24 protein-coding genes are annotated in these 24,160 nt (G+C 65.6%); 7 read left to right on the forward strand and 17 right to left on the reverse strand.

Annotated elements, in window-relative coordinates; genetic code table 11:
* Window positions 1-75 precede the first annotated feature (75 nt).
* From pqqD to MB818_RS16440, 14 genes are all read right to left on the reverse strand, one after another.
* Window positions 76-363, reverse strand: a complete 288-nt coding sequence (pqqD, locus tag MB818_RS16375) for a pyrroloquinoline quinone biosynthesis peptide chaperone PqqD (protein WP_238905750.1) — start codon at window positions 361-363, stop codon at window positions 76-78.
* Window positions 360-1,085 carry a pyrroloquinoline-quinone synthase PqqC gene (pqqC, locus tag MB818_RS16380; protein WP_234137959.1) on the reverse strand — a complete coding sequence of 242 codons (726 nt, stop codon included), beginning with the start codon at window positions 1,083-1,085 and terminating at the stop codon, window positions 360-362. The genes pqqD and pqqC overlap by 4 nt, the downstream gene beginning before the upstream one ends.
* The gene (gene pqqB, locus MB818_RS16385) at window positions 1,082-1,969 is read right to left on the reverse strand and encodes a pyrroloquinoline quinone biosynthesis protein PqqB (RefSeq protein ID WP_238905752.1); all 888 of its coding nucleotides are present in this window, start codon (window positions 1,967-1,969) and stop codon (window positions 1,082-1,084) included. The genes pqqC and pqqB overlap by 4 nt, the downstream gene beginning before the upstream one ends.
* 27 nt (window positions 1,970-1,996) lie before the next feature.
* Window positions 1,997-2,104: a pyrroloquinoline quinone precursor peptide PqqA gene (gene pqqA / locus MB818_RS16390; protein ID WP_238905754.1), complete on the reverse strand. Its 108-nt coding sequence runs from the start codon at window positions 2,102-2,104 to the stop codon at window positions 1,997-1,999.
* 85 nt (window positions 2,105-2,189) lie between these two features.
* Window positions 2,190-4,403 (reverse strand): hybrid sensor histidine kinase/response regulator, encoded by a 2,214-nt coding sequence (locus tag MB818_RS16395; RefSeq protein WP_234137961.1) that lies wholly within the window; start codon window positions 4,401-4,403, stop codon window positions 2,190-2,192.
* Between the two features lie 6 nt (window positions 4,404-4,409).
* On the reverse strand, window positions 4,410-5,579 hold the full coding sequence (locus tag MB818_RS16400; RefSeq protein WP_234137962.1) for an FIST N-terminal domain-containing protein: 1,170 nt from the start codon (window positions 5,577-5,579) through the stop codon (window positions 4,410-4,412).
* Between the two features lie 30 nt (window positions 5,580-5,609).
* Complete coding sequence (locus MB818_RS16405; protein ID WP_234138120.1) at window positions 5,610-6,314, reverse strand: response regulator; 705 nt, start codon at window positions 6,312-6,314, stop codon at window positions 5,610-5,612.
* 221 nt (window positions 6,315-6,535) lie between these two features.
* Window positions 6,536-8,314, reverse strand: a complete 1,779-nt coding sequence (locus tag MB818_RS16410) for a PQQ-dependent methanol/ethanol family dehydrogenase (protein ID WP_234144949.1) — start codon at window positions 8,312-8,314, stop codon at window positions 6,536-6,538.
* A 285-nt stretch (window positions 8,315-8,599) separates the two neighbouring features.
* Window positions 8,600-9,007, reverse strand: coding sequence for a c-type cytochrome (locus MB818_RS16415; protein WP_234137964.1), 408 nt, complete (start codon window positions 9,005-9,007; stop codon window positions 8,600-8,602).
* A gap of 114 nt (window positions 9,008-9,121) precedes the next feature.
* A complete protein-coding gene (locus MB818_RS16420) occupies window positions 9,122-9,913 on the reverse strand; it encodes an ABC transporter permease (protein WP_234137965.1) in 792 nt (263 codons plus the stop codon).
* Window positions 9,910-10,641 (reverse strand): ABC transporter ATP-binding protein, encoded by a 732-nt coding sequence (locus MB818_RS16425; protein ID WP_238905756.1) that lies wholly within the window; start codon window positions 10,639-10,641, stop codon window positions 9,910-9,912. The genes MB818_RS16420 and MB818_RS16425 overlap by 4 nt, the downstream gene beginning before the upstream one ends.
* A complete protein-coding gene (locus MB818_RS16430; protein WP_439653294.1) occupies window positions 10,638-11,084 on the reverse strand; it encodes a hypothetical protein in 447 nt (148 codons plus the stop codon). Before MB818_RS16430 ends, MB818_RS16425 begins: the two co-directional genes overlap by 4 nt.
* A gap of 13 nt (window positions 11,085-11,097) precedes the next feature.
* Complete coding sequence (locus tag MB818_RS16435) at window positions 11,098-12,054, reverse strand: YVTN family beta-propeller repeat protein (protein WP_238905757.1); 957 nt, start codon at window positions 12,052-12,054, stop codon at window positions 11,098-11,100.
* A 5-nt stretch (window positions 12,055-12,059) separates the two neighbouring features.
* Entirely contained in the window at window positions 12,060-13,241 is a 1,182-nt protein-coding gene (locus tag MB818_RS16440; RefSeq protein ID WP_238905758.1) for an ABC transporter substrate-binding protein, read from the reverse strand.
* A gap of 156 nt (window positions 13,242-13,397) precedes the next feature.
* On the opposite strand from MB818_RS16440, the gene pedF reads away from it, so the two are divergent.
* From pedF to MB818_RS16470, 6 genes are all read left to right on the forward strand, one after another.
* Entirely contained in the window at window positions 13,398-14,072 is a 675-nt protein-coding gene (gene pedF, locus MB818_RS16445) for a cytochrome c-550 PedF (protein WP_234137970.1), read from the forward strand.
* Between the two features lie 2 nt (window positions 14,073-14,074).
* Window positions 14,075-14,986, forward strand: a complete 912-nt coding sequence (locus MB818_RS16450; protein WP_234177716.1) for a substrate-binding periplasmic protein — start codon at window positions 14,075-14,077, stop codon at window positions 14,984-14,986.
* A 115-nt stretch (window positions 14,987-15,101) separates the two neighbouring features.
* Window positions 15,102-15,626, forward strand: coding sequence for an SRPBCC family protein (locus MB818_RS16455; RefSeq protein WP_234137972.1), 525 nt, complete (start codon window positions 15,102-15,104; stop codon window positions 15,624-15,626).
* Between the two features lie 34 nt (window positions 15,627-15,660).
* Window positions 15,661-16,146 (forward strand): (2Fe-2S)-binding protein, encoded by a 486-nt coding sequence (locus MB818_RS16460; protein WP_234137973.1) that lies wholly within the window; start codon window positions 15,661-15,663, stop codon window positions 16,144-16,146.
* 51 nt (window positions 16,147-16,197) lie between these two features.
* Window positions 16,198-18,564: a xanthine dehydrogenase family protein molybdopterin-binding subunit gene (locus tag MB818_RS16465; RefSeq protein ID WP_234177717.1), complete on the forward strand. Its 2,367-nt coding sequence runs from the start codon at window positions 16,198-16,200 to the stop codon at window positions 18,562-18,564.
* A 95-nt stretch (window positions 18,565-18,659) separates the two neighbouring features.
* On the forward strand, window positions 18,660-19,442 hold the full coding sequence (locus tag MB818_RS16470) for an FAD binding domain-containing protein (RefSeq protein ID WP_234137975.1): 783 nt from the start codon (window positions 18,660-18,662) through the stop codon (window positions 19,440-19,442).
* A gap of 97 nt (window positions 19,443-19,539) precedes the next feature.
* Here the strand turns inward: MB818_RS16470 and MB818_RS16475 are convergent, their stop codons facing one another.
* The gene (locus MB818_RS16475; protein ID WP_238905759.1) at window positions 19,540-21,606 is read right to left on the reverse strand and encodes a 4Fe-4S binding protein; all 2,067 of its coding nucleotides are present in this window, start codon (window positions 21,604-21,606) and stop codon (window positions 19,540-19,542) included.
* Between the two features lie 177 nt (window positions 21,607-21,783).
* On the opposite strand from MB818_RS16475, the gene MB818_RS16480 reads away from it, so the two are divergent.
* Window positions 21,784-22,371: a PQQ-dependent catabolism-associated CXXCW motif protein gene (locus MB818_RS16480; RefSeq protein ID WP_234166810.1), complete on the forward strand. Its 588-nt coding sequence runs from the start codon at window positions 21,784-21,786 to the stop codon at window positions 22,369-22,371.
* Window positions 22,372-22,378: 7 nt separating this feature from the next.
* Here MB818_RS16480 and MB818_RS16485 read toward each other — a convergent pair whose 3' ends face one another.
* Together MB818_RS16485 and MB818_RS16490 are read right to left on the reverse strand one after the other, a co-directional pair.
* The gene (locus MB818_RS16485) at window positions 22,379-23,335 is read right to left on the reverse strand and encodes a quinoprotein relay system zinc metallohydrolase 1 (protein WP_234137978.1); all 957 of its coding nucleotides are present in this window, start codon (window positions 23,333-23,335) and stop codon (window positions 22,379-22,381) included.
* Window positions 23,335-24,117 carry a quinoprotein dehydrogenase-associated SoxYZ-like carrier gene (locus MB818_RS16490; RefSeq protein WP_234137979.1) on the reverse strand — a complete coding sequence of 261 codons (783 nt, stop codon included), beginning with the start codon at window positions 24,115-24,117 and terminating at the stop codon, window positions 23,335-23,337. Before MB818_RS16490 ends, MB818_RS16485 begins: the two co-directional genes overlap by 1 nt.
* Window positions 24,118-24,160: the final 43 nt, after the last annotated feature.

Here is a 24,160-nt window from a genome sequence, read left to right on the forward strand (position 1 = left end):
GAATTCGGCACGAATTCCGGCCCGGAAAACCAATGGTTTTCCGGATCGTTTTCCGTGCCGGAAAACGCCCCCCCGTCATGGCGACACCATCAGGAACATGCGGGCGCGCAACCCTTGCAGAAAGGCCTGCACATCCTGCTCGATCTGCATCCGGGGCGCGTCATAGGCGGCCGCCAGCTGATCGACCAGCGCCGCCAGGCTGGTCTGCCCGTCCACGCGCGACAGGATCGCCTCGCCCACCGCATCCAGCGCCACCGCCTTTTCCGGCGCCAGCAGCACAAGGCCGCCGCGCACCCGGTCCGCCACCAGCCGCACGCCGCGCGGCAGATAGGGGCGGTCGGTGGGGGCCAGCGCCAGGGTCATGCCATGCCCTCGCCGGGGCGCCATGCGCCGGGGGGCACATGGCCGTCCACATATGCGCCCCAGAGCGCGTCGAGCTGCGCCCAGAGCACATCCGTCTTGAAGATCAGCGCCGCGCAGGCCATGTCGGCCTTCTCGGGCGTATCCGCGTGGTCCAGCACCCAGCCCAGCCCATAAGCCACGTCGCGCGGCGCCTCGGTCAGGCGTTTGCGGAAGTAACTCAGGCTGGTGTCGTCGGCGAAATCATAGTGCCTGAGCAGCCCCTCGATCCGGTTCTCGTGGATTTTCGGCGCGAACAGCTCTGTCAGGGACGAGGCCACCGCCTGCAACAAAGGTTGTTCGCGGACATAGTGGATATAGGCCTCGACCGCAAAGCGGGTGGCGGGGAGGATACCGCGCCCCGAGGCCACGTAGTCGGGGTCGAGCCCCACTGCCTCGGCCAGTTTCAGCCAGCGCCGCAGCCCGCCGCCGCTGTCGACCCCGCCATCGTGATCCTCGATCCGCGAGCGCCAGGCGCGGCGGATATCGGGATCGGCACAGCGTGACAGAAAGGCCGCGTCCTTCATCGGGATCGCCGCCTGATAGGCCCAGCGGTTGATCACCCAGGCACGCACCTGGTCGGGGGTGCAGTCGCCGCCATGCAGCTTGTGATGGAACGGGTGCTTGTCGTGATAGCGTTCGGCGCCGATTGCGCGCAGCCGGGCCTCAAGGTCTTTGCGGCTCATAGCACGATCTCCAATCCGTCATGGGCCACCTGCCAGCCCTGCCGCGCCACTTCGGCGCGTTCCGCGCCGTCCTCGCGCCAGACCGGATTGGTGTTGTTGATATGGATATAGGTCTTGTCCGCGGCCAGCCCGGTGAGCCGGACCATCGAGCCATCGGGGCCCGAGATCGGGATATGTCCCATGCGACGCCCGGTCTTGATGCCGGTGCCGCTGCGGATCATCTCGTCATCGTCCCAGAGCGTGCCGTCGAACAGCAGATGATCCGCATCCGACAGCCGGGCCAGCAGATCGTCGGGCACATGGGCGCAGCCGGGGATGTAATAGGCGATGCTGCGCCCGTCGCTGAGGCGCACGCCAACCGTCTGTTCGCCGATCAACCCGGTATCGACGGTCTCGCCCTCCATGAACAGAGGCACCTTGCCGGGCACAGCGAACAGCATGGCGTCCAGCCCGTCATGCAGCGCAAAGGGCGTGTCCAGAGCGACGCGGCGGCGGGCGACCTTGTCGCGGGCCAGTGCGTCAAAGATACGGTTGCCCTCCAGAACCTCGTGAATACCGGCAGTGGCAAACAGATCAAACGGCGTCTGCTCGCGCAGCGACAACAGCCCGGCGATATGGTCGATATCGCCATTGGTCACCAGCACCGAGGCCACGGGCGAGCCGCGCAGGCCTTGCGGGTGCAGCACGGGCCTGTCCTGCATCTGCTGGCGGATATCGGGCGAGGCATTCAGGATCGACCATTGCGACCCGTCCGCCGAGACCGCCAACGACGACTGGCCGGACGACCTGAGTCGCCCGGCACGCGCATCGTTGCAATTGACGCAGCCGCAATTCCATTGCGGCAGGCCCCCACCGGCCGCGGCACCCAGAACGACGATCTTCATCTTCGGGCCTCCGCGGCGGGGTCGTGGTTACAGGATCGGGTCGGTGCCGCGACCGCCTTCATCCTCTGCCGGGGCGTACATGTTGATTTCCATGCCGCAGTTCACTTCACGAAGCTTCGGAGCCTTCCAAGCCATTTTTCACCTCCACTGGCTGATTGTCTTATCGGTCAGCCTACCCCGTGGGACCGGACTGGCAAATGCTCCTTTGGTCGAATGCCGGTCAGGATGTGCTGGCGGTGGCCCCGGACAGAAATCCGCGCAGGGTTTCGGCCGCGATCGGCTTGTGAAACAGCTCCCAGCCCTGTTGCACGCAGATGTCGATCACCGCCGGAGAGCGCGAGGCGGTGATGATGCATGACGGTACCGGCCCCAGACGGGTACGGATCATGTTGAGCAGCACGGTCCCCATCTCGCCCCGGTCCAGTTGCAGATCGGCGATCACCGCATCGGGCTGAATGCCTTCGTCGTCGATCAGCGCCAGCGCCTCGGCGATCGAGGCGGAGGGCAGGACACAGACATCCCAGGCTTCCATCGCGATGGTCAGCGCGTTGCGCAATTCGGCATCGTTCTCGACCAGCAGCACGATCAGGCCGTTCAGCCCCGACGGAGCCAGTGCAGGGCCGGAGGTGCGGCGGAAACTGGTGAAATCCGGTGTCGGCGCCACCGACAATTCGACCAGAAACCCCGAGCCGCGCCCCACGGTCGAAACCAGATCGAGCGGATGGCCAAGCAAGGCGCAGGCCCGCTCGACAATGGCCAGACCCAGCCCCATCCCCTCGGCGGCAGAGGCGGCGGCGTCGAGCCGCTGGAATTCGCGAAAGATGATGTCACGCTGTTCGGCGGCAATGCCCGGTCCGGTATCCCATACCTCGAGCCGCACCGATTTGCCCCGCCGCCTTACCCCCACCACGATCTTGCCCTTGCGGGTATACCGAATGGCATTGACGATCAGGTTCTGCGCGATGCGGCGCAAATAGGTAGCGTCCGACAGCACCACCGCGCCCGAAGGGATCACCCGCAACTCCAGCCCCTTGGCGCGGGCGGTGGGGCCCAGCTCCTCGGCCAGTTGTGCCAGGATCACCCCCAGCGGCACCGGGGCACGATGCACTTCGGCCTTGCCGGAATCGAGGGTCGAGATATCCAGCAGCGCCTCGAGAATGGTCTCGACACTGTCGAGCGAGCGCCGGGCCTTGTCGGCGATCTGGTGAATCTGGGTGGGGTCCTGACCCGGCTCGATCGAGGCCATGTAGAGCTTGGCCGCCGAAAGGGGCTGAAGCAGATCGTGGCTGGCCGCCGCGACAAAGCGCGATTTCGAGGCATTGGCGCGCTCGGCCTCGGACAGGGCGTCTGCCAGTTCCAGGGTGCGTTCGGCCACCCGCGCCTCGAGCAATTCGTTGGCTTGCCGGATCGCGCGCACGGCGGCGCGTTCTGCGGACACGTCGCTGAACGAGATCACGAAACCACGGTCCGGCATCTCCTGGGCATGCACCGAGAGGGTCTTGTTCTCGCCCTGGCGGATCTCGAACCCGATCGGCGGGCGGCCGTCGGTGGCGGTGATCCAGGCACGGATGGTTTCCTCGGTGATGCCGTTCGAATATGAGGCGTTGCGGGTAAAGCCTTCGAACAGCGAGAAAAACCGCACCCCCATCGAAAAGCGCCGGGCCGGGATCGACAGCATTTCCCCCACCCGCTGGTTCCAGCCCGCCAGCCGGCCCTGATTGTCGAAGATGCACACGCCCTGATCGAGATGTTCCAGCGTGGCGCGGATCAGCCGGGCCTGATCGTCCAGCATCCGGTCGCGCTCCTGCCGCTCCAGCCGCATGATGTCGCTGACATCGGTTTGCAGGATCACGGTGCCGCCATCGGGGGTGCGATGCTCGCTGACCTGAACCCAGCGGCTGCCGACCATGCGGACGTTGAAGATGACATGATCGTCGGTGTGCCGCCGCATCCGCTGTGCCGCCCAGTCGCGCGGTGTCTTGTTTTCCGGCAGGGACAGATAGCGCGAGCCGCTGACCAGATCGACATATTGGCGAAAGGTGATGCCGGGGCGGAAACGGTCTCGGATATCAGGCATATGCAGGCCAAAGCGCGAGTTGCACATGACCAGCCGCTCGTCGGGATCGAAGAGGGCAAACCCCTCCTGCACCGTCTCGATGGCATTGGCCAGGTTCGAACGCGCCTCTTCGGTGGCGCGGTTGGCCTCGGCCAGGCGGGCGTTGGAATCGTTGAGAAGGTCGAGCGCGCGTTCCAGGTCGCGGGTGCGGTTGCGCACCTCTTCCTCGAGCAGGGCGGCGCGCTCGAACTGGGCATAGGCCGCGCCAGAGGCGTCGGTGGCCTGTTCCACACGGCGCATCAGGGCGGCGTTGATCTTGACCAGCTTCTCGATCTGCCGGTCCGGCGTGTCGGCGGGGTTGAGCAGCGATCCCGGCATGGGGCCTCACAAATCGTCGGGTGGGTAGATGGCCACGCCGGTCAGCGTCTGGTTCACATGCATCGAGTTGAACTGTTCGCCATACGTCGAGAAACCGACAACACGATTCTCTCGCAGGATGTCTGACAGCGCACCCAGAACCTGTTTCTGCTGCGCTTCCATCCGCCGCAACAGGCAATCGCACCCCAGGATTACCGCGGGCGGACCATCGGTCGAAAGGCGCGACAGTTCCTCGCGCAGATGATCGCGCATGTCGCGCGCCTCGGCCAGGGTCAGCACCAGCCCCTCGTCGATCGCGGAGAAGAATACCAGGTCGCCATTCTCGGCCACCCGCTGGATCGAGCGCACGTGATGCTGGCCCCCGATCCGGACCACGACCGGGTGGGCTGCAAAGGTAAAGGTGGTGAGTTGTTCGGGATCCTTGCCCAGAATGCGCGCATATTCGCGCGCGGCCGGTTCGGCGTTGAGCTCGTGCACCAGCCGCCGGTCGGGATTGGCGCCGGTGACCACCATGCGTTGTTCGGTGGGCGACAGGTGGTCCGTCTTGAACACCTGGATCGGGCAGCGGGTTCGGACCTGCATCAGCACCGCGGCGTTGCTGTGGGCGCGGCCTTCGTGGAATACGAACGTGGCACCGAACCGTTCGCCATCGCCCGCCGATCCACCAAACAGCGGTACCGGCCCAAGCCCGATGGCCAGATCCGAGACCAGCCGGTCCTCGAGCGTTGACAAGCCGTCGATCAGCAGAAAATTGAACTCGTGTCCCCAGTCGGGCTGGGCAACGGCCAGATCGTTGCGGGTCTGGATCATCCGGTCGATCAGGGCCTGGGGATCATAGTCCAGGAGATCGGGGACCAGCATCGTCTGCGCCTTGAAATAGGCCCGAGGCATGCCGATGGCGACAATCTCTCCCTCGGTATAGCCGGCGGCCGAAATTTCGCCTGCCGTGGTGCAGCCGACAATCCGGGTGCCTGGCAGAACCAATGCGGCGCGGGCCAGAAGGGCCGGGATATCCGCCTGGGGTGAAGCCATCAGCAGCAGCAGTTCCAGTTCGACCGGACCCAATGCTTCGGCCAAGGCCTCGACGGCATGCGGATGGTCGTGGTGCACCGAGGCGGTGCACAACACCTGAGGCGCGGCCTGTGCCGCGCGGATCGGACCCAGACTGAGGTCCAAGCGCTCCTCCCTTTTCTCCCGACTGGCAGGTTATGCCTGTTTCTGCGCCTCTGGCAAGAAACTCGAGAAACTGGTCTTTTTGGCGATCAGCACCGCCTGGGTGCGGCTTTGCACCCCGAGCTTGCGCATGATGGCGGTGACATGCGCCTTGACCGTCGTTTCGGCGATCGACAGGTCATAGGCGATCTGCTTGTTGAGCTTGCCCTCGCAGACCAGTTGCAGGATGCGGGCCTGCTGGTTGGTCAGCGCCGAGAGGCGGGCCAGCGCATCCTCGATCTCGGGCCCGTCGCCCCCATCACTGGCGATATCGACAAAGCCTTCGGGGGTGAAGACGGCGCCGGTCGAGACGGTTTCGATTGCGGTGCGAAACACTTCGCGCTGCGAATGCTTGGGCACGAAACCGGCCGCGCCTGCCTGGATCACGCCCGAAATGACCCGGTTGTCGGCCATGGAAGAAACCACGATGACCGGGGCGCGGGCGGCGGTGCGGATGCGGACCAGCCCGTCGAGCCCTTCGACATCGGGCAGGTTGAGGTCGAGGATGACCAGGTCGGGGGCAGGGTGGTTGCCAAGCCAGTCCAGCGCCTCCTCGAGCCGGGCCAGCGTCTGCACGGTACGGATACCGGACACGGCTTGCAGGGTCATCGACAGGGCATCACAGAACAGCGGGTGATCGTCGACGATAAGGGCGGAGCGAAGCGGCTGCGCCGGCGATGTCCCTGCCTGGGTCTGCATGATCCGATCCATAGTTTTGTTCATGCTACAACTGTAACGCGGGTGCGGCGAAACGCCATTGGCCAAAGGTCTAATACCGGGTCCTACCATCGGGCGATGGCGGAATTCTGCAAGAATTCCGGGCCGGAAAACATTGTTTTCCGAGCCGTTTTCCCTGGGAAAACGGCAAGCAAAAAAAACGCGCGCCCGGGGGGCGCGCGTTTGCGTCAATGGCGATGCCGTCAGTTCGCGGCGGCCAGCTGCTTGGGCAGCTTGAAGGTCCAGAGCGTGCCGCCCTGGTTGAGATAGTTCACCTTCTTGGCAACCTCTCCACCCCAGAGAGGCACAGCGCCACCCCAGCCGGAGATGACCGAGACATATTGCTCGCCGCCCATCTCCCAGGTGACGGGCTGGCCGACGATGCCCGAACCGGTCTGGAACGACCACAGGACCTCGCCGGTTTCGTCGTCAAAGGCGATGAACTTGCCCTCGGGCGTACCGGTGAACACCAGCCCGCCGGCGGTGGTCATCACGCCACCCCAAAGCGGGGCGTCGTTCTTGAACTCCCATTTCAACTCGCCGGTATCGGGATCGATCGCCTTGAGGCTGCCGATATGGTCCTCATAGTTCGGCTTGATGGTGAAGCCCGCGCCCAGGTAGGCCGCGCCCTTCTTGTAGGTGATCGGCTCGTTCCAGATATCCATGCCCCATTCGTTCGAGGGCACGTAGAAATTGCCGGTCTTCTGGCTGAAGGCCATCGGCATCCAGTTCTTGCCGCCCAGGAAAGAGGGAGAGGCAAAGATCACCTCGCCCTTGGCGCCATCGGCCGCCGCTGCCGGGTCGCCCGGACGGTTGTCCTCGTTGAAGATCGGGCGGCCGTTCTCATCCAGGCCGGAGGCCCAGGTGATATCCTTGACGAACGGCACGCCGCGCACGAACTTGCCGTCCTCGCGGTTCAGCACATAGAAGAACCCGTTGCGGTCGGCGGTGGCCCAGCGCTTGTTGCCGTCGCGGTCGGTATAGGCCACGACCTCGTTCACACCGTCATAGTCCCAGCCTTCGCGCGGGGTGGTCTGGAAATGCCACTTGATCTCGCCATTGTCGGGATTGATGCCGATGCGCGAGGCGGCATAGAGGTTGTCGCCCGAACCATCGTTGTTCTGACCGGCATCGCGCAGCCAGCTGTTCCAGGGGGCGGGGTTGCCCGCGCCAAAGACCAGCGTATCGGTCTCGGCGTCATAGGAGCCGCCCAGCCAGGTGGCGCCGCCGCCGGTCTTCCACATGTCGCCCGGCCAGGTCGCGTTCAGCGTGCCGGTCATGGTGCTTTCTTCGCCTTTGAAGGTGCCCATGTGGCCTTCGATCACGGGCCGGGTCCAGACCATCTCGCCGGTCTCGGCGTCGCGCGCCTGCACCTCGCCCACGATGCCGAACTCACCGCCCGAGTTGCCGGTGATCACCAGCCCCTTCACGATCAGCGGCGCGGCGGTATAGGAGTAGCCTGCCTTGTAATCGGCGATCTTCTTGTTCCAGACCACGTCGCCGGATTTGGCGTCCAGCGCCACGATCCGCGCATCAAGGGTGCCGAAATAGATCTTGTCGCCATAAATGGCCGCACCGCGGTTGATCACGTCGCAGCAGGGCAGGATACCTTCGGGCAGACGGGCATCGTACTGCCAAAGCTCCTCGCCGGTATTGACGTCGATGGCATAGAGCCTGCTGTACGAGCCGGTGATATACATCACGCCGTCATGGACCAGCGGCTGGGTTTCCTGCCCGCGCTGTTTCTCTCCACCCAGGCTGAAGGCCCAGGCGGGCATCAGGTTCTTGACGTTGTCCTTGTTCAGAATGTCCAGCGGGCTGTAGCGCTGCAAATGCCGGCCCATGCCGTTGGTCAATACGCTGGACGTGTTGGCCGTGTCATTGGCCAGGTCCTCTTCGGTGACACCGGCCGCCAGCGCGGTGCTGTGCCAGCCCGCTGTCGCGACCAGGCCCGCCACTGCGGCCATGATGATCTTGTTCATCGGTTTCCTCCCTTGCATCCTCTCCAAGCCGAACCACCCCAAACCGCGGGTTTTTGGCTGAGCGGTATTATTGGAACGAAGCCGCTCGCGCGAAATTGAACAAAGGTCGTAGGGTCAACCTGAGGCCTTCCGGAGGGGGATGACCAGACCAAGATCGCGCTGTGCGGTGTGCACGGCGCGGATTCATCTTTCGCTGAAGGTTTGTTTCGTAAGAAATTGATTATAAATCTTAAAATAGCATCTCTTTCCGGCGCCGGATACCCCCTCCGGCGCCGGGTTCCGGGGTTAGTCCGAGATCTTCTTGGGGTCGCGGGTGCTGAGGCTGGCCAGATAGGCAAGAATGAAATCCTGCACGGTGCGGTCCTCGATCCCGACATGGCGCATCTTGGTGCCTGGCATGAAGCCGGTATTGTCCTCCATCCAGGCGCGCAGCGCCGCAGGCGTCCAGACGATGCCCGAGGCCTCGAGCGCGATGGAATAATCATAGTCGGGATAGGTACCGGCCCCGCGCCCCAGCACGTTTTCCAGCGGTGGGCCATAGCTCTCGTGATCAGTGTCCGAGGCATGGCAGCGCCGGCATTCGGCATCATAGAGCGCCGCGCCGGCCTCGATCTTGATCTGTTCGAATTTGGTGTCGGCCAGGGCGGGCGAAGCCGCCATCATCAGCGCCAGCGCATAGGAAACAGGTCTCATTTCTCACTCCTGAATGAGGTCCCCGCCGGGGCGGGTGCAAGCGCGCGTTTCCTGCCGCAGTCTTAGCAAGCGCTGGAGCGGTTTTCCCTTGTTCTTTGGTCGAAGGCGGGCCGATCAGCCCTTGCGCCGCAGTAGGCCGCGCGCCGGGTCATACCCCCAAAAGGCCAGCCCCAGAAACACCGCCCCCGCCAGTACCGTCCAGCCCAGCGCGGGTCCGTTGAACTGGCCGTAGAGCGCAAAGCGGATCAGTTCGACCGCATGGGTGAACGGGTTCACCGCGCAGATATCGCGCAAAAGGGTCGAGCTTTCGGCCATCTTCCACAGCGGGTAGAGCGCGGTGGACAAAAAGAACATCGGAAAGATGACAAAGTTCATCACGCCCGCGAAATTCTCCAGCTGCCGGATCAGCGAGGACAGCGCCAGCCCCAGCGCGCCCAACATGATGCCCGCAACCACCAGCGCCGGCAGCACCGCCACATAACCCCAGACCGGAAGCTGGATGCCAAAGGCCGCCGCCACTGCCAGAAAGCAATAGGTTTGCAGGATCGAAATGGCGGTCGAGGCGAGCAGCCGGCAGAACAGGAGCCACCAGCGCGGCAGGGGCGAGGTCAAGAGCAGCCGCATCGAGCCCATCTCGCGGTCATAGACCAGGCTGAGGCTGGATTGCATGCCGTTGAACAGGGCAATCATGCCGCAGAGGCCCGGCACGATATAGACCTCGTAAGTGATATAGGTCTGATAGGGCGGTGTGATCGACAGGCCCAGCGCGGCGCGAAACCCGGCGGCAAAGACCAGCAGCCAGATCAGCGGTCGCACCAGCGCCGCGACGAACCGCCCCCGCTGGCGGACAAAGCGCAGCGCCTCGCGCAGGACGATGGCGCGCAGGGCGATCAGCGCGGCATTCATGCCCGTTCCCCGATCCGGTCGGATGTCTGGGACAGGAAATGCTCGCGCAGGGGCAGCGCCCCGCGCAGCGTGCCCGCGGTGCCGTCCTGCAACAGCCGCCCGCGATGCAGGATCAGCAACTGGTCGTCATCCTCGATCTCGTCGGTCAGATGGGTGGCCCAGAGCACGGTCAGCCCCCGCTCGCGCGACAGCGCATGCACATGGTCGGTGATCGCCTTGCGGCTGGCCGCGTCCAGCCCCACGGTGGGTTCGTCGAGCAGCAGCACCGAGGGGGCGTGGATCAGGGCGCGCGCAATCTCGGTCCGGCGCCGGTGGCCGCCATTCAGGTCGCGGGCGCGCTCGTGGGCGCGGTCGCTCAGGTCGAGCCGCTCCAGCGCCGCGGCGATCCGGGTTTGCGCGGTGCGCCCCGACAGCCCGTGCAGGGCGGCGAAATAGGTCAGGTTGCGCATCACGCTCAGATCCAGATCCAGCGTCGGCTGCTGGAACACGACCCCGATCCGCGCCAGCGCCGCGCGCGGATTCTTAGACAGGTCATGCCCGGCGACCGAGATCTGGCCCGAACGTGTGGTGAAAAGCCGGGTCAGCAAGGAGAACAGCGTCGATTTTCCCGCACCATTGGGCCCCAGCAACGCCGCAAACCGGCCCGGCGCCACGTCAAAGCTGACTGCGTCGAGCGCCTTGCGGCTGCCATAGGAATAGTCGAGATTTCGGACGCTTAGCCCTGTCACTTGATGGTGATCTCCAACCGCTGGGTTTCGCCGGTGCTGCCCGGTACCTTCAGGTAATAGCGGCCCGGCTTGATCGCGACAAAGCCTATCTCCATCTCGCCGGCCTCGTCGAATTCGACCGAGTCGAGGCCCAGCGGCCGGATCTCCAGCCCTTCGACCACGATCTCGTCGATCCAGATGGCGCGAAAGAACTCAGGCCCCACCAGCGCCAGCTCCTGGCTGCCGTCGCCCTGGATCTCGAACTCGTAATAGGTGCCCGATTGCAGCACCCAGGGCGCATCGGCCAGCGGCATCCCGGCCGACAGGATGATCGGCGGCAGGTCTTCCTTGTTCTTGGCCGAGAGCAGCCCGGCCAGTCCCAGCCGACCGTCATCGCCATCGGCCTGTGCGGTCAGGGGCAGGGCCGCAACCAGAAGGGCGGCAAGACAGGGTTTCAGCATCATGTGTCCTTTCCTATCACGGGCGCAGGGCGGCGCCCCAGGGGAAGCGCCCGACCTTGATGGATTTGATCGCCTCGCGGCGGGCCACGTCGATCACCGTCACGTCGCCCGAGACACCGTTGGTGGTGAACAAGAGCGACTTGTCGCTGTTGAAGGCCATGTGCCAGACCCGGCGGCCCACAAGGATGTAATCGACCACCTCATAGGTGGCGGTATCCACCACCGCCACATGGTTCGAGGGGCCAAGCGCGACAAAGGCGGTTTTCTCATCCGCCGTCAGCTCGAACCCGACCGGCTGCACCCGGTCGGGATGCACGCCCTTGACCTCGAAGGCGATCTTGGCCTTGTCGGCCTGCGTGGCCACGTCGAACACGGTCACGGTGCCACCGATCTCGGAACTGACCCACAGCTCGGCCCCGTCATGCACGAATTCTGCGTGGCGCGGGCGGGCATCGACCAGCGTATTGGCAAAAAGCTGCCGCGTCTCGGTGTCGATCCAATGCGCCATGTTGGTGGTCTCGGACGTGGTGATGGCGATGCGGCCATCGGGGCTGACCGCCATGCCCTCGGGTTCGATGCCCACGTCGATCTGGGCGATGACCCGGCGGGTTTCGGTATCGACCACGGTGGTGATCGCGTCATCCTCGTTGGCGATATAGAGATGCCGGTCATTGGGATGCAGGACAAATTGCTCGGGGTCTTCGCCCGAAGGCAGGTCATGCAGGATCTCACCCGTCTCGGGGTCCATCACCTGCACCGTGTCGCTGTCCGAGGCACAGATATAGACCCGGCTGAAATCGTGGGAAAAGGTGATGCCGCGCGGCCGCTCGCCGGTGGCGATGGTGCGCACCACCTCGAGCGTGGCGACGTCGATCACGCTGATCGTGTCGTCCTTTTCATTGGTGACCCAGATTTCCTCGGCGGCCAGCGGCGCGGCGAGGGTCAGGGCCAAAAGGGCAAGGGCAGTCCGCATGAGGCTCACTCCTGAAACGCGGTGCAACGGGATTCGGGCGCGTCGAGGCCCAGCGTGTCAAGCTCGCTGCGCTGGTGCAGGAACCCTTCGACCGGGGCCTGCATCACCACCGCGCGCTCGGTGACCACCGGGATCGGCTGGCGCAGCTGACCGTTCCAGTGACGAAAGCTCATCGGGCGGCCCTTGAAGCCGGCCAGCTCGAACGCGTCCGATAGGATATAGGCGCGCAGGGTGGCGGGATCGGTGCTGTTGGTGCGGGTGACCGCCTCGCCCAGCACACGCAGGGCCGCCCAGGCGGCATAGTCGCGCGGGCGCATGTCGCGGCCGGTCAGGTCCCAGAACCGCGATTGCAGCTGTGCCGCGCCCCATTGTTCCACCACCCGAGACCAGGCAACGGGCACCAGCCCCTCGGACCCGGCCACCGGTCGTGGCGACCAGGTATTATAGGCGATATAGCGCCCGAAATCGCCGATCTCGTCGGCGACCAGCAGGATGTCATGTTCGGCGAAATCCTGGGTGAACAGCGGCACTTCCTGGCTGGCATTGCGGCGCATGTCGGCGTCAAAGGGCCAGGGTGTGTCGGCCACGATCCTGAGGCCGAACTTGGCCGCCGAGCGACGGAGCGCCTCGGCATAGGCCAGGTCTGGGGCGCCATGGCCGGTGATCATGGCCAGCCGCGAGAACCGCTTGCGCTGCAATACCTGCATCAGCGCATCCGCCCGCATCGCCAGCGAGGGCCCCGTGTGCAACAGGTTGGCGCGGCAGTCGGCATCGCGCAGCGCGCCCTCTTCGGCAGCGGCGTTGAACAACAGCGCGCCCTGCGCCTCGGCCAGATCGGCGATGCGCAGCACCGCCTCGGCGGGGGCGTCGATGACCAGCATCCGCGCCTCGGCCAGCGCCGCGCGTGCCGCCGCCTCGAGATCGCCGCCGATCGCGACCTCATAGGTGTCGAGCATATAGGTCTGGCCCAGAAACCGACCGCTGGTCCGGTTGTCCTCCAGCCCCAGCCGGGCGCCGTCGAGGCCCAGCCCGGCGGGCTCGGGATCGAGATTGGACAGGACCGGCGGACGCTCCACTTCCTGCCGCAGATAGGCCACGCGCAGCTGCACCTCGCCCAAGGCGGGCAGGGCGGCCATTCCCATCGCCAGTGCTGCGATGATCGGTCTCAGCAGGCTTTGCACGCGCATTCTCTCTCCCTTGTCGGCCAAGGCTAGAGCGCGCGTGCGGGACGGTTCTATTCGACCAAAGTCCACATTCCCCGGCAGATCAAACCAAGGTCGAATACCAGCGCAGGGTTCGAGGCGTTATCACCAGCCCCGAACGAGGAGACTGGAGGACCGCAGATGATCAACGCTGCAAAAGCAGGTGCATTGGGCCTGTGCCTAAGCGCGGGGATGGCGCTGGCGCATGGAGACGTCGCACCGCAACCCGTCAACACCGACGCCCTGCCTGACGTGGGCGAGGAATGGCTGATCGAGAACCCCTATCGCGCCGAGGCGGCGGGAGAAGAGGTCTGGGCCGCCGCCATCCGGATCGGCGATTCCGGCTATAACCAGAACTGCGCGCGCTGCCATGGGCTGGGCGTGGTGTCGGGCGGTCTGGCGCCGGACCTGCGCTATCTCGAGGCCGCCGAATACGGCGATGAATGGTATGTCGAGCGGTTCCGCCACGGCTATACCCAGAACGGGATCACCAAGATGCCCGGCTTTGGCGAGCTGCTGGGCCAAAAGGCCGCCTGGGCCATCCGCACCTATATCGAGACCCGGCCCGACGACGGGGCGCTCGACGCCCATACGCCGCGCCTGAAGGAGATCCGCGACCAACTTGCAGCGGGCGAGGGCGATGCCGCCGTATTGGCCGCCGAACTGACCCAGATCGCCGCCGAGGTCGAGACCGCCTCGGGCGCGCCGGTGGCCGACAGCGCCGCCTCGCGCGCGGCGACCCTGATCTCGGGCGACGCGCCTGATTTCACCGCCGCTGCCGAGGCGCTGACCATCGGCCTGTCGGCGGCCCATTGAGCATGGCGCGGGCGGGGACGCTGCGGGTCGCGCTGGCGGTGTTGCTGCTTGGGACCGGCTTGGCGCCGGCCTGGGCACAGACCCGCTGCGCCGATCACGTGCCCCAGGCCCGCCCGCAGAATGCCAGCCGCGATATCGTCGGCGCCGATCTGGACACCATACAGGAACGCGGCTGGATATCCTTCGCCGTCTACGAGGACTATCCACCCTGGAGCTGGGAAGAGAATGGCGCGCCAAAGGGTGTCGATATCGATCTGGGCCACCTGATCGCCGGGGAACTGGGGGTCGAGGCCCGTTTTACCCTGGTCGCGGCGGGCGAGAACCTCGAGGCCGATCTGCGCAACTGGATCTGGAAGGGGCCCATCGTGGGCGGGCGGGTCGCCAATGTGATGCTGCATGTGCCCTATGACAGCAACTTTGCCTGCCGGGTCGAACAGGTGGTGTTCACAGGACAATACCATGTGGAGCGGATGGGGATAGCCTTTGGCAAGGCAGAGTATCCCGAGGACAAACCGGTTCCGGCCTATTTCCGCTTTGACACGGTTGGGGTCGAGAACGACTCGATTGCCGATTTCTACCTGACCGCCTTTCCCGGCGGCCAGCTGCGCGGCAACATCCGCCGCTATCCCGACATGGGTGCGGCGATGGCCGGGCTGGCGGCGGGCGAGGTCAAGACCGCGATGGGGCCGCTGGCGCAACTGGAACATGGACTGACCGCGGATCTGGATGTGCACAGCCCGCCCTTGCCGGGCTTTGCGACCGGCAGCTGGACCGTCGGGGTGGGGGTGCATTTCGCCTATCGCCCGCTGGCCTATGCCGTCGACGATGCTATCGTTGCCGGGATGGGCGACGGTCGGATCCAGGAAATTTTCCGCAGTTACGGGCTGACCTTTTCGCCGCCCGAGCTGCGCTGACAGGGCGATCGACGCGCCCCGCAGGCGGCCCTTCCGGGGACGTCTACACCCAAGGTCGAATGGAACAACCCGACCGCGCCGCGTAGCGTGGTCGCAACGGACGGAGACGAACGACATGGAACTGAGCGATTCAAAGGTGATCGCGGCGGACCGGGAAACGGTCTGGGAGGCACTGCTCTCGCCCGATGTGCTGAAGGACTGCGTACCCGGCTGCCAGGAGATGAGTGGCAACGCCGAGGACGGGTTCGAGGCCACGGTGGTGCAAAAGGTCGGGCCGGTAAAAGCCACGTTCAAGGGCGGCGTGACGCTGTCCGACATGGTGGCGCCCGAAAGCCTGACCCTGACCGGCGAGGGCAAGGGCGGGGCGGCGGGCTTTGCCAAGGGCGCGGCGCGCGTGCGGCTTGAGGCGGGCGAGGATGGTACCACCGTCCTGTCCTACGAGGTCGAGGCCAAGGTTGGTGGCAAACTGGCCCAACTGGGCAGCCGGATCATCGACGGTTTCGCGCGCAAGATGGCCGACCAGTTCTTTACCCGCTTTCAGGAAGTGCTCGAGGGGCCGGCTGAAGCGGATGGTCCCGAGACCGAAACCACTGATGATGCAAAAAAGAAAGGCTGGTTCAAACGGGTGATTTCCGGTTGAATTGCCGAAACGAGACACACAAGGGAGGATTGTCGTGCCTGAGATAAACATGGTTGTGAATGGCCGGAGTATGCGGGCTGAAGCTGAGCCACGTGCTTTGCTGTCTGATTTCCTACGCGAGGACCTGTCGCTAACGGGGACGCATGTGGGCTGTGACACCGGTCAATGCGGTGCGTGTGTCGTGCATGTGGACGGCGTAGCGGTGAAGTCCTGCAACATGCTGGCTGTCGAGGCAGCGGGATGCGAGGTTTCGACGATCGAGGGTCAGGCGGGGCCGGACGGGACGCTGAACGCGTTGCAGCAGGCGTTTCAGGATCATCACGGTCTGCAATGCGGTTTCTGCACGCCGGGGATGGTGATGTCGGCGGCGGCGCTGCTGAAGGAGAACCCGACGCCCAGCGAGGCCGAGGTGCGGGCGCATCTTGAGGGCAACCTGTGCCGGTGCACGGGCTATCACAACATCGTCAAGGCGATTTTGGCAGCGTCCGGTCAGGACGTGAGCGGGATCGCGGCCGAATAAGGCCACGCGGAGCTTTCCGCGGACCATTCTGATATCTGGAGGAGACGAGACATGCCCAAAGACAGTGGCATCGGGGCCAGCAGCAAGCGGCGCGAGGACGTGCGCTTTCTGACCGGCGCCGGCAATTACACCGACGACATCAACATTCACGGCCAGGCTTACGTGCATTTCCTGCGCTCGGACGTGGCGCATGGGCGGATCGTGTCGCTGGACACGTCTGCCGCGGCGGCGATGCCCGGCGTTGTGCGCATCTTTACCGGCGCCGATTTCGAGGGCGTGGGCGGTCTGCCCTGCGGCTGGCAGGTGACCGACAGGCATGGCCAACCCATGGCCGAGCCGGGGCATCCGGTTCTGGCGCAGGGCAAGGTGCGCCATGTGGGCGACCCGATCGCGGCGGTTGTGGCCGAGAGCCCCGAACAGGCGCGCGACGCGGCCGAGGCGATCGAGGCCGAGATCGAGGAACTGCCGGCGGTGATCGACATGAAGGCGGCGCTGGCCGAGGGCGCGGCGAAGGTGCATGACGATCTGCCGTCGAACCTCTGCTACGACTGGGGTTTCGTCGAGGAGAACAAGGGCGCGGTGGACGCGGCCTTTGCCGAGGCGGCGCATGTGACGACGCTGGAACTGGTGAACAACCGGCTGGTGGCCAACCCGATGGAACCGCGGGTGGCGATCGGCGATTATGCCCGGGCAACGGGGGAGTCGACGCTCTACACCACCAGCCAGAACCCGCATGTGATCCGGCTTCTGATGGGGGCCTTCGTGCTGGGCATCCCCGAGCACAAGCTCAGGGTGGTGGCGCCCGATGTGGGGGGCGGCTTCGGCTCGAAGATCTTCCACTATGCGGAAGAGGCGTTCTGCACCTTCGCGGCCAAGGCGCTGGCGCGGCCGGTCAAATGGACCTCGTCGCGGTCCGAGGCCTTCATGTCGGACGCGCATGGGCGCGACCATGTGTCGAAGATCGAGCTGGCGCTGGACGCCGACAACAACTTCACCGCGCTCAGGACCGAGACCTATGCCAACATGGGCGCCTATCTGTCGACCTTTGCGCCGAGCGTTCCGACCTGGCTGCATGGCACGCTGATGGCGGGCAATTACAAGACGCCGCTGATCTATGTGAACGTGAAGGCGGTGTTCACCAACACGGTGCCGGTGGATGCCTATCGCGGCGCCGGGCGGCCCGAGGCGACCTATCAGCTGGAACGCGTGATCGACAAGGCGGCGCGCGAGCTGGGGGTCGACCCGATCGCGCTCAGGCGTCAGAACTTCGTGACCGAGTTCCCCTATCAGACGCCGGTTGCGGTGGTCTATGACACGGGCGACTACAACGCCACGATGGACAAGCTGGAAGAGATCGCCGACATCGCGGGTTTTGCGGCGCGGCGGGCGGAGTCCGAGGCGCGCGGCAAGCTGCGGGGCCTGGGCGTGAACTGCTATATCGAGGCCTGCGGCATCGCGCCGTCGAACCTGGTGGGCCAGCTGGGCGCGCGGGCGGGTCTTTACGACGCGGCCACGGTGCGGGTGAACGCGACCGGCTCGATCTCGGTGATGGTGGGGGCGCATAGCCACGGCCAGGGCCACGAGACGGCGTTCCCGCAGGTGGTGGCCGAGATGCTGGGCATCGACGAGAGCATGATCGAGATCGTGCATGGCGATTCCAGCAAGATCCCGTTCGGCATGGGCACCTATGGCTCGCGCAGCCTGGCGGTCTGCGGCTCGGCCATGGTGCGGGCGACCGAGAAGATCATCAACAAGGCCAAGAAAATCGCGGCGCATCTGATGGAGGCCAGCGAGGCCGATATCGAGCTGAAGGGCGGCCAGTTCACGGTTGCGGGCACGGATAAATCCGTGGCCTGGGGCGACGTGACGCTGGCGGCTTATGTGCCGCACAACTACCCGCTGGAGGATATCGAGCCGGGGCTGGAGGAGACGGCGTTCTACGACCCGTCGAACTTCACCTATCCGGCCGGGGCCTATGCCTGCGAGGTGGAGGTGGACCCCGAGACCGGCAAGGTGACGGTGGAGCGGTTCAGCGCGGCCGATGATTTCGGCAATATCGTCAACCCGATGATCGTGTCGGGGCAGGTGCACGGCGGCCTGGGCCAGGGGATCGGCCAGGCGCTGCTGGAAAACTGCGCCTATGATCCGGAGACCGGGCAGCTTTTGAGCGCGTCCTACATGGATTACGCGATGCCGCGCGCCGATGACGTGCCGTTCTATGCTGTGGATCATTCCTGCGCCACGCCCTGCACCCACAACCCGCTGGGGGTGAAGGGCTGCGGCGAGGCCGGGGCCATCGGCAGCCCGCCTTCGGTGGTGAACGCGGTGATCGACGCGCTGCAATCGGGCGGCAAGGCGGTCACCCATATCGACATGCCGATGAGCCCGTCGCGGGTCTGGTCGGCGATGCAGGGCTGAGACGAGAGGGCGGACCGGGGGCCAGCCCCCGGACCCCCGGGATATTTTCAGCAAGAGGAAAGGGCAGGACCCGGCCCTCTTGGAGGAGGAACGAGATGTATAATTTCGAGTTTGAGCGGCCCGGCAGCGTGGCCGAGGCGGTTGCGGCGCTGAAGAGCGAGGAGGCGCAGGCGCTGGGGGGCGGGCAGACCCTGATCCCGACGCTGAAGCAGCGGCTGGCGGCGCCGGCGAAGCTGGTGTCGCTGGGCGGCATCGCCGAGATGAAGGGTGTGTGTCTGAACGACGATGGCTCGCTGTCGATCGGCGGCGGCACCACCCATGCCGAGGTGGCGCGCGCGGCGGCGGCGCATTACCCGGCGCTGGCGGCGCTGGCCGGCGGCATCGGCGACCCGGCGGTGCGCAACCGGGGCACCATCGGCGGCAGCTTGGCCAATAACGACCCCTCGGCCTGCTACCCGTCGGCGGCGCTGGGGTCGGGGGCGACCATCGTGACCGACCGGCGCGAGATCGCGGCGGACGACTATTTCCAGGGCCTGTTCACCACGGCACTGGACGAGGGCGAGATCATCACCAGCGTGCGCTTCCCGGTGCCGGAGAAGGCCAATTACCAGAAGTTCCTGCAACCCGCCTCGCGCTTTGCGCTGGTGGGCGTGTTCGTGGCGCACTATGCCGGCGGCACAAGGATCGCGGTGACCGGTGCGTCCGAGGATGGTGTGTTCCGCTGGAGCGCGGCCGAAGAGGCGCTGGCCAGCGGCGCCGCACTGGACGGAATGGCACCCGAGGCGGACGGCATGATCGCCGACCTGCACGGCACCAAAGCCTATCGCGCCCACCTGACAGGCGTCCTCACCCGCCGCGCCCTCCAGGCTATGGCCTGACACCAAAACCCGCGCGCGCCAAGCCGCGCGCGCGGACCTCTTCTCAAAGAGCAACATCGCAGAGTTTGCAAAGGCAAACTCTGTTAACAAAATCTCATCAGAGATTTTGGGGGCTTTGCCTCGAGCGCCGGCGCGCCAGGATCAGCGGCACGCATTGATTGGGCGAGTCGTGAATGGTCACGCAGTCGAGACACTGGAAGCATTCGTCATAATCGATTTCTCCGCCCGGCCGGATGGCGCGATAGTTGCAGCGTACCCGGCAGAGCTGGCAGGGGCTGCCGCATTCGGGTCGGCGTGGTATCCAGCGACGCAGGCGCAACAGCCCGCCAATCGCCATCAGCGCGCCCAGCGGGCAGACATAGCGGCAGAACCCCTTGAAGGTCACCATGGAGAGGGCGACCCAGGCCCCGGCATAAAGCGCGAAATACCATTCGCGCAAAAAGAAGGTGGTGATCGCGGTCTTGAACGGCTCCACTTCGGCTGCGGTTTCCAGTTCGCCGGGCGCCAAGAGCACCACCGCCACCAGACCGGCCAGCACCGCGTATTTCAGCCATTTCAATCGCCGGTCCCAGGCGTCGGGCAGGGGCAGGCGAGGCAGGCGCAGCCAACGACCCAGATGATGGGCGAATTCCTGCATCGCGCCATAGGGGCAGAGCCAGCCACAGAACAATCCGCGCCCCCAGAGCAGGAAGCCCAGCACCGCAGCGCCCCAAAGCAGCAGCGAGACCGGATCATAGAGCAGGAACGCCAGACTGCCGCCATCCAGAGCACCACGCAGCACCGCCAGCGGCGTCACCACCGACAGCTGGCCCTGTGCCCACCAGCCGATAAAACCCAGTGTTATTGCCAGCACTCCCAATCGCAGCGGGACATAGGCGCGCAGCGCCGCCAGCTGGCTTTGTCGCAGCAGCAGCGCCGGCACCAGCAACCCCAGAAACACCGTGAGCAGGCCGATATCGAACGCGCGTCCACGCAGCGCCTCTTGCCAGGGCGGCAGCGCAGTGGGGCCGGTTTCAGACAGAAAGAACCGTTCGGGCGTGGCATGGGTGAAACTGAAGCTGCGCGCACCGATCACCGGCTGGAAACTGCCATGAGCACGTTGCACTTGCAGGGTCAGCTCCCAGTCCGAGGCCGGATCGAAACCCAGCCGCCGGTCGGCCCGCAGGATCATTGCGCGGCCTTCGGGCAGGCCGGGCGCCAGTTCGACAAAGAGATCCGCATCGCGCAGGGCTACCGGCAGGCTGCCTTGTTCCGCCGAAACCAGATCGGGGGCGGTGTTGCGAACGAAATCCTCGCCCACCAACCCGTGACGCGCGGTCTCGATCAGCAGGATCGGTTCATCATGGGGAGAGAGCGTCTGAAACTGCTGCAATTCTTCCAGCGTTTGCGCCGACAGGACGGCGCGGGCAATCGCGGGCGGACCCAGATCGAGGATCCAGAGGTCGACAAAGGGCGCTTGGGGATCGGCCAGCGCCTGCGCGTCGTCGCCCGCCCAGAGGGTGCCGTCGAACCCTGCCTGCACCTGCGCGTTGCTGACCACGTGATGGCTGGCGATCCCTTGGGCCACTAGCGCGGCCCAGTCGAGCGGTTCGTCATGATCGGGGTCGGGCGCGCGCGGCGGCGCGGTGGCGATGCCCTGCATGCGTTCGCGCGCCACGGCCAGGCTGGCGGCCAACACGGTTTCATGGGCGATGCGGACCGAGGCGGTGGCCTTGGTCACCCCGTCCAGATAGGTCAGTGCCGAGGCGCCGCCGCCGCTGTTGCCATAGGGCGTGCCCACCACCATCGGCGTGGCGATATTGAGACCGCGATATTGTTCCAAGAACTGTTCGAACGGCGCCACGCCCAAGCCCGAGACAAAGATCGGCTCGTTCTGTTCGATCAGGCGCACCTCAATGAAGCTGCCCTCGGCATCCAGCATCACCAACAAGTTGACCGGGGCACCGGAAAAGCCGGGGAGGGGGGCCAGCGGTTCGGTTTCGAACACATAGCCCGCCGGTTTTCCATAGACGTCGATCAGCGAGAATATCCCGGTATCCTCGACCACTTCGCCCAGCAGCAGCGGTGGTTTGACATAGGCGGCGATCTGGTCCGGCGTCAGCGGATCGGCCCCGGCTACCATGGCCGCCAGCATCAGACAGAAGGAGAGTAAAAGCGCACGCATGGCGCCAAGGCTAGGCCGGGTTGCGGGGTGTGTGACATTGGACCAAGGTCTTAGGAGTGGCCGTTGAAGAACGTGGGGCAAGCAGAAGCAATCTCTGGATACTTCAACTTATTAGCGCTTGACAGCTTGTGCGATCCGGGTCCCAATCGCCCAACCCTGGGGCAATGGAGATCGTGCATGCGGCTTGTGGCTGCACTGTTGGCAATTGCCTTGTTGGTGGATGCGGGTTCGGCTTTGGCCGAGACCTCTGACGCCATCCGCGCGCGCAAGCCCGACCTGTTCCATCCTGAAACCGGCCTCAGGATCGACCGTCATCGGGCACCGGTGCCCGAGGATATTCCGCCGCCTGCAAGCAAGATCTCGGCCCTTTGGGCGCGCAAGCTGATCGCGCGCGGTGCGGTGGCGCTGGATGTCTATGGTGCGTCGCAATCGCGCTATGACGAGTTGGACGGCACCTGGCTGGTGCCGGAACCGCGCCAGAGTCTGCCGGGCGCGGTCTGGCTGCCCGAGGTCGGGCGCGGGGTGCTGGAACCTGCCATGCAGGCCTATCTGGAGCGCGAGTTGCAGCGGCTGACCGGTGGCAGCAAGGCCCGTGCCATCGTGGTGTTCTGCGTGGCCGATTGCTGGATGAGCTGGAACGCCGCGCAGCGGATCGCCGGGTTGGGGTATCTTCAGGTGCACTGGTTCCCGCTGGGCACCGATGGCTGGCGCGAACTGGGCTGGCCGCTGGAGCCGGTCGAACCGGTGCCTGTTCCGGTGGACTGACCGGGCGCTAGTTCGCGCGCGGCAGCACCGCGCGCTCCACGCCGGGGAACAGATGCGCGACCGAGCGGTGAAACTCCTGCGGTTGCGCGCCCATGGCGGCGAACTCCTCTGGCAGCGGCAGATCCATCACCTCGACCATGTCGAGGCCGGTGCGGGCGGCATCATGCAGGGTCTCGTCCAGCCAGGACAGATAGGCGCGGGTCTGACGCAACGCCGCGCCGGTACGGTCGAACGGACCATGGCCCGGCAGCACGGCGGGGGCGCCCAGCCCTTCGAGCGTGGTGAGCGCCTCTTGCCAGCGCGCCAGATCCGCGTGCGGCGTGGTGGGGGCGCGGTCGAGAAAGGCGAGATCGCCGGTGATCAGCAACCCGGTTTCAATGTCGACCAGCGCCAGATCGGCCTCGGTATGTCCGCCGAGCGGCAGCGCGGTGAACCGGCGACCGTCTATGGTCACTTCGCCCCCGTCCAGCGCGGTATTGGGCGGCACCGGCTCGGTGCCGCGCATCCAGTCGCCCAGCAGCCGATACATGTTGTCGGCGAAGGCGTCGCCGTCGCGGCGGGCGGCCTCCAACGTCTGGCCTAGGGCAAGGATCGGCCGGTCGGCAAAGACCTGGTTGCCAAAGAAATGATCCGGGTGGTGGTGCGTGTTGACCACCGCCGACACGCCGCGCAGGTCGAGCGGTCGCAGGGTTGCCGCCAGCGCCTCGCCATAGCGGCGCGAGGGACCGCTGTCGATCAGGATCAACCCCGATTGCCCCTGAAGAACGGCGCAATTGACGATGGCACCGCCATTGACCTTGTCGAAATAGTCGGTGACGCCCTCGATCATCCAGACGCCGGGCAGCACCGGGCGCGGCGCCAGATCATAGCGCAGCTTTGCCTGCGCAAAGACCGGGGCGGCGGGCAGGGCGGACAGTCCCAGCCCGGCGGCGGCACCGGCCAGCAGGGCACGGCGGCTTGGCATCAGTTGACTTCCTCGCCCGTCAGCGTGCCCGCGATCTGGTTGCCGTTGTTGTCGCGCCCGCTGACATGCAGCAGCGGCGGCATCCGTGCGGGGTCGAAATAGAGGGTAAAGGCCGGGTCTTCGTTCACCGGTTCGCTCAGCGCCAGCCGCGCCAGTTCCTGTCCGGCGTCGTTGGTAAAGCTGAGATCGCGGATGATGAAGACCGGGATGCCATCGGCCAGCCCGGTATCCATCGGGTGATCCACGATCAGCCGGGCCCGCCCGGTGGCGGCCCAGAGCCGGCCATGGATCTCGCCCAGCTTCTCCTCCCAGTCGTCCGAGGCATAGGCCTGCGCGGGTGCGGTACAGCCGCCGCCCGCCGCGTCGATCAGGGTGCCGCCCACATGCCAGCTGCCGCTTTTGGTGCGGACCGAGGCGCGCACGGCGGTGGCCTGGTCGATCTTGAAGCGCAGCGCCAGTTTCGCCTGCGCCTCGCCGGGAAAATAGCTGAGGATCTTGGGGATCGGGCCGTAATCGGCTGTGACCACGATCTCCTCGACATCGGGGATGGCGGTGGCGTCGATCAAGAGGGGCACGTGAAACGCATCCTCTGCGGCGGCGGGCGCAAACACGCGCACCCGGTCGTCGAACCGGATATCGGCGGGGTCGCCCAGGATCGCGATCTGGTGGTCCTCCCACATGCCCGAGGCAAACGGATCGTCAAGCGGCACTTGCGGCGTGTCGGCGGCCAGCGCCGCACCCGCCAGCAACGTGGCGCACAGGGAAAGCCCGTATCTGAACATCTCTCTCTCCTCCGCGCCGCATTGGGCCAGATGGCGGCGCGAA

The organism is Ruegeria alba (assembly GCF_022321465.1).
Taxonomy (GTDB): domain Bacteria; phylum Pseudomonadota; class Alphaproteobacteria; order Rhodobacterales; family Rhodobacteraceae; genus Ruegeria_B; species Ruegeria_B alba.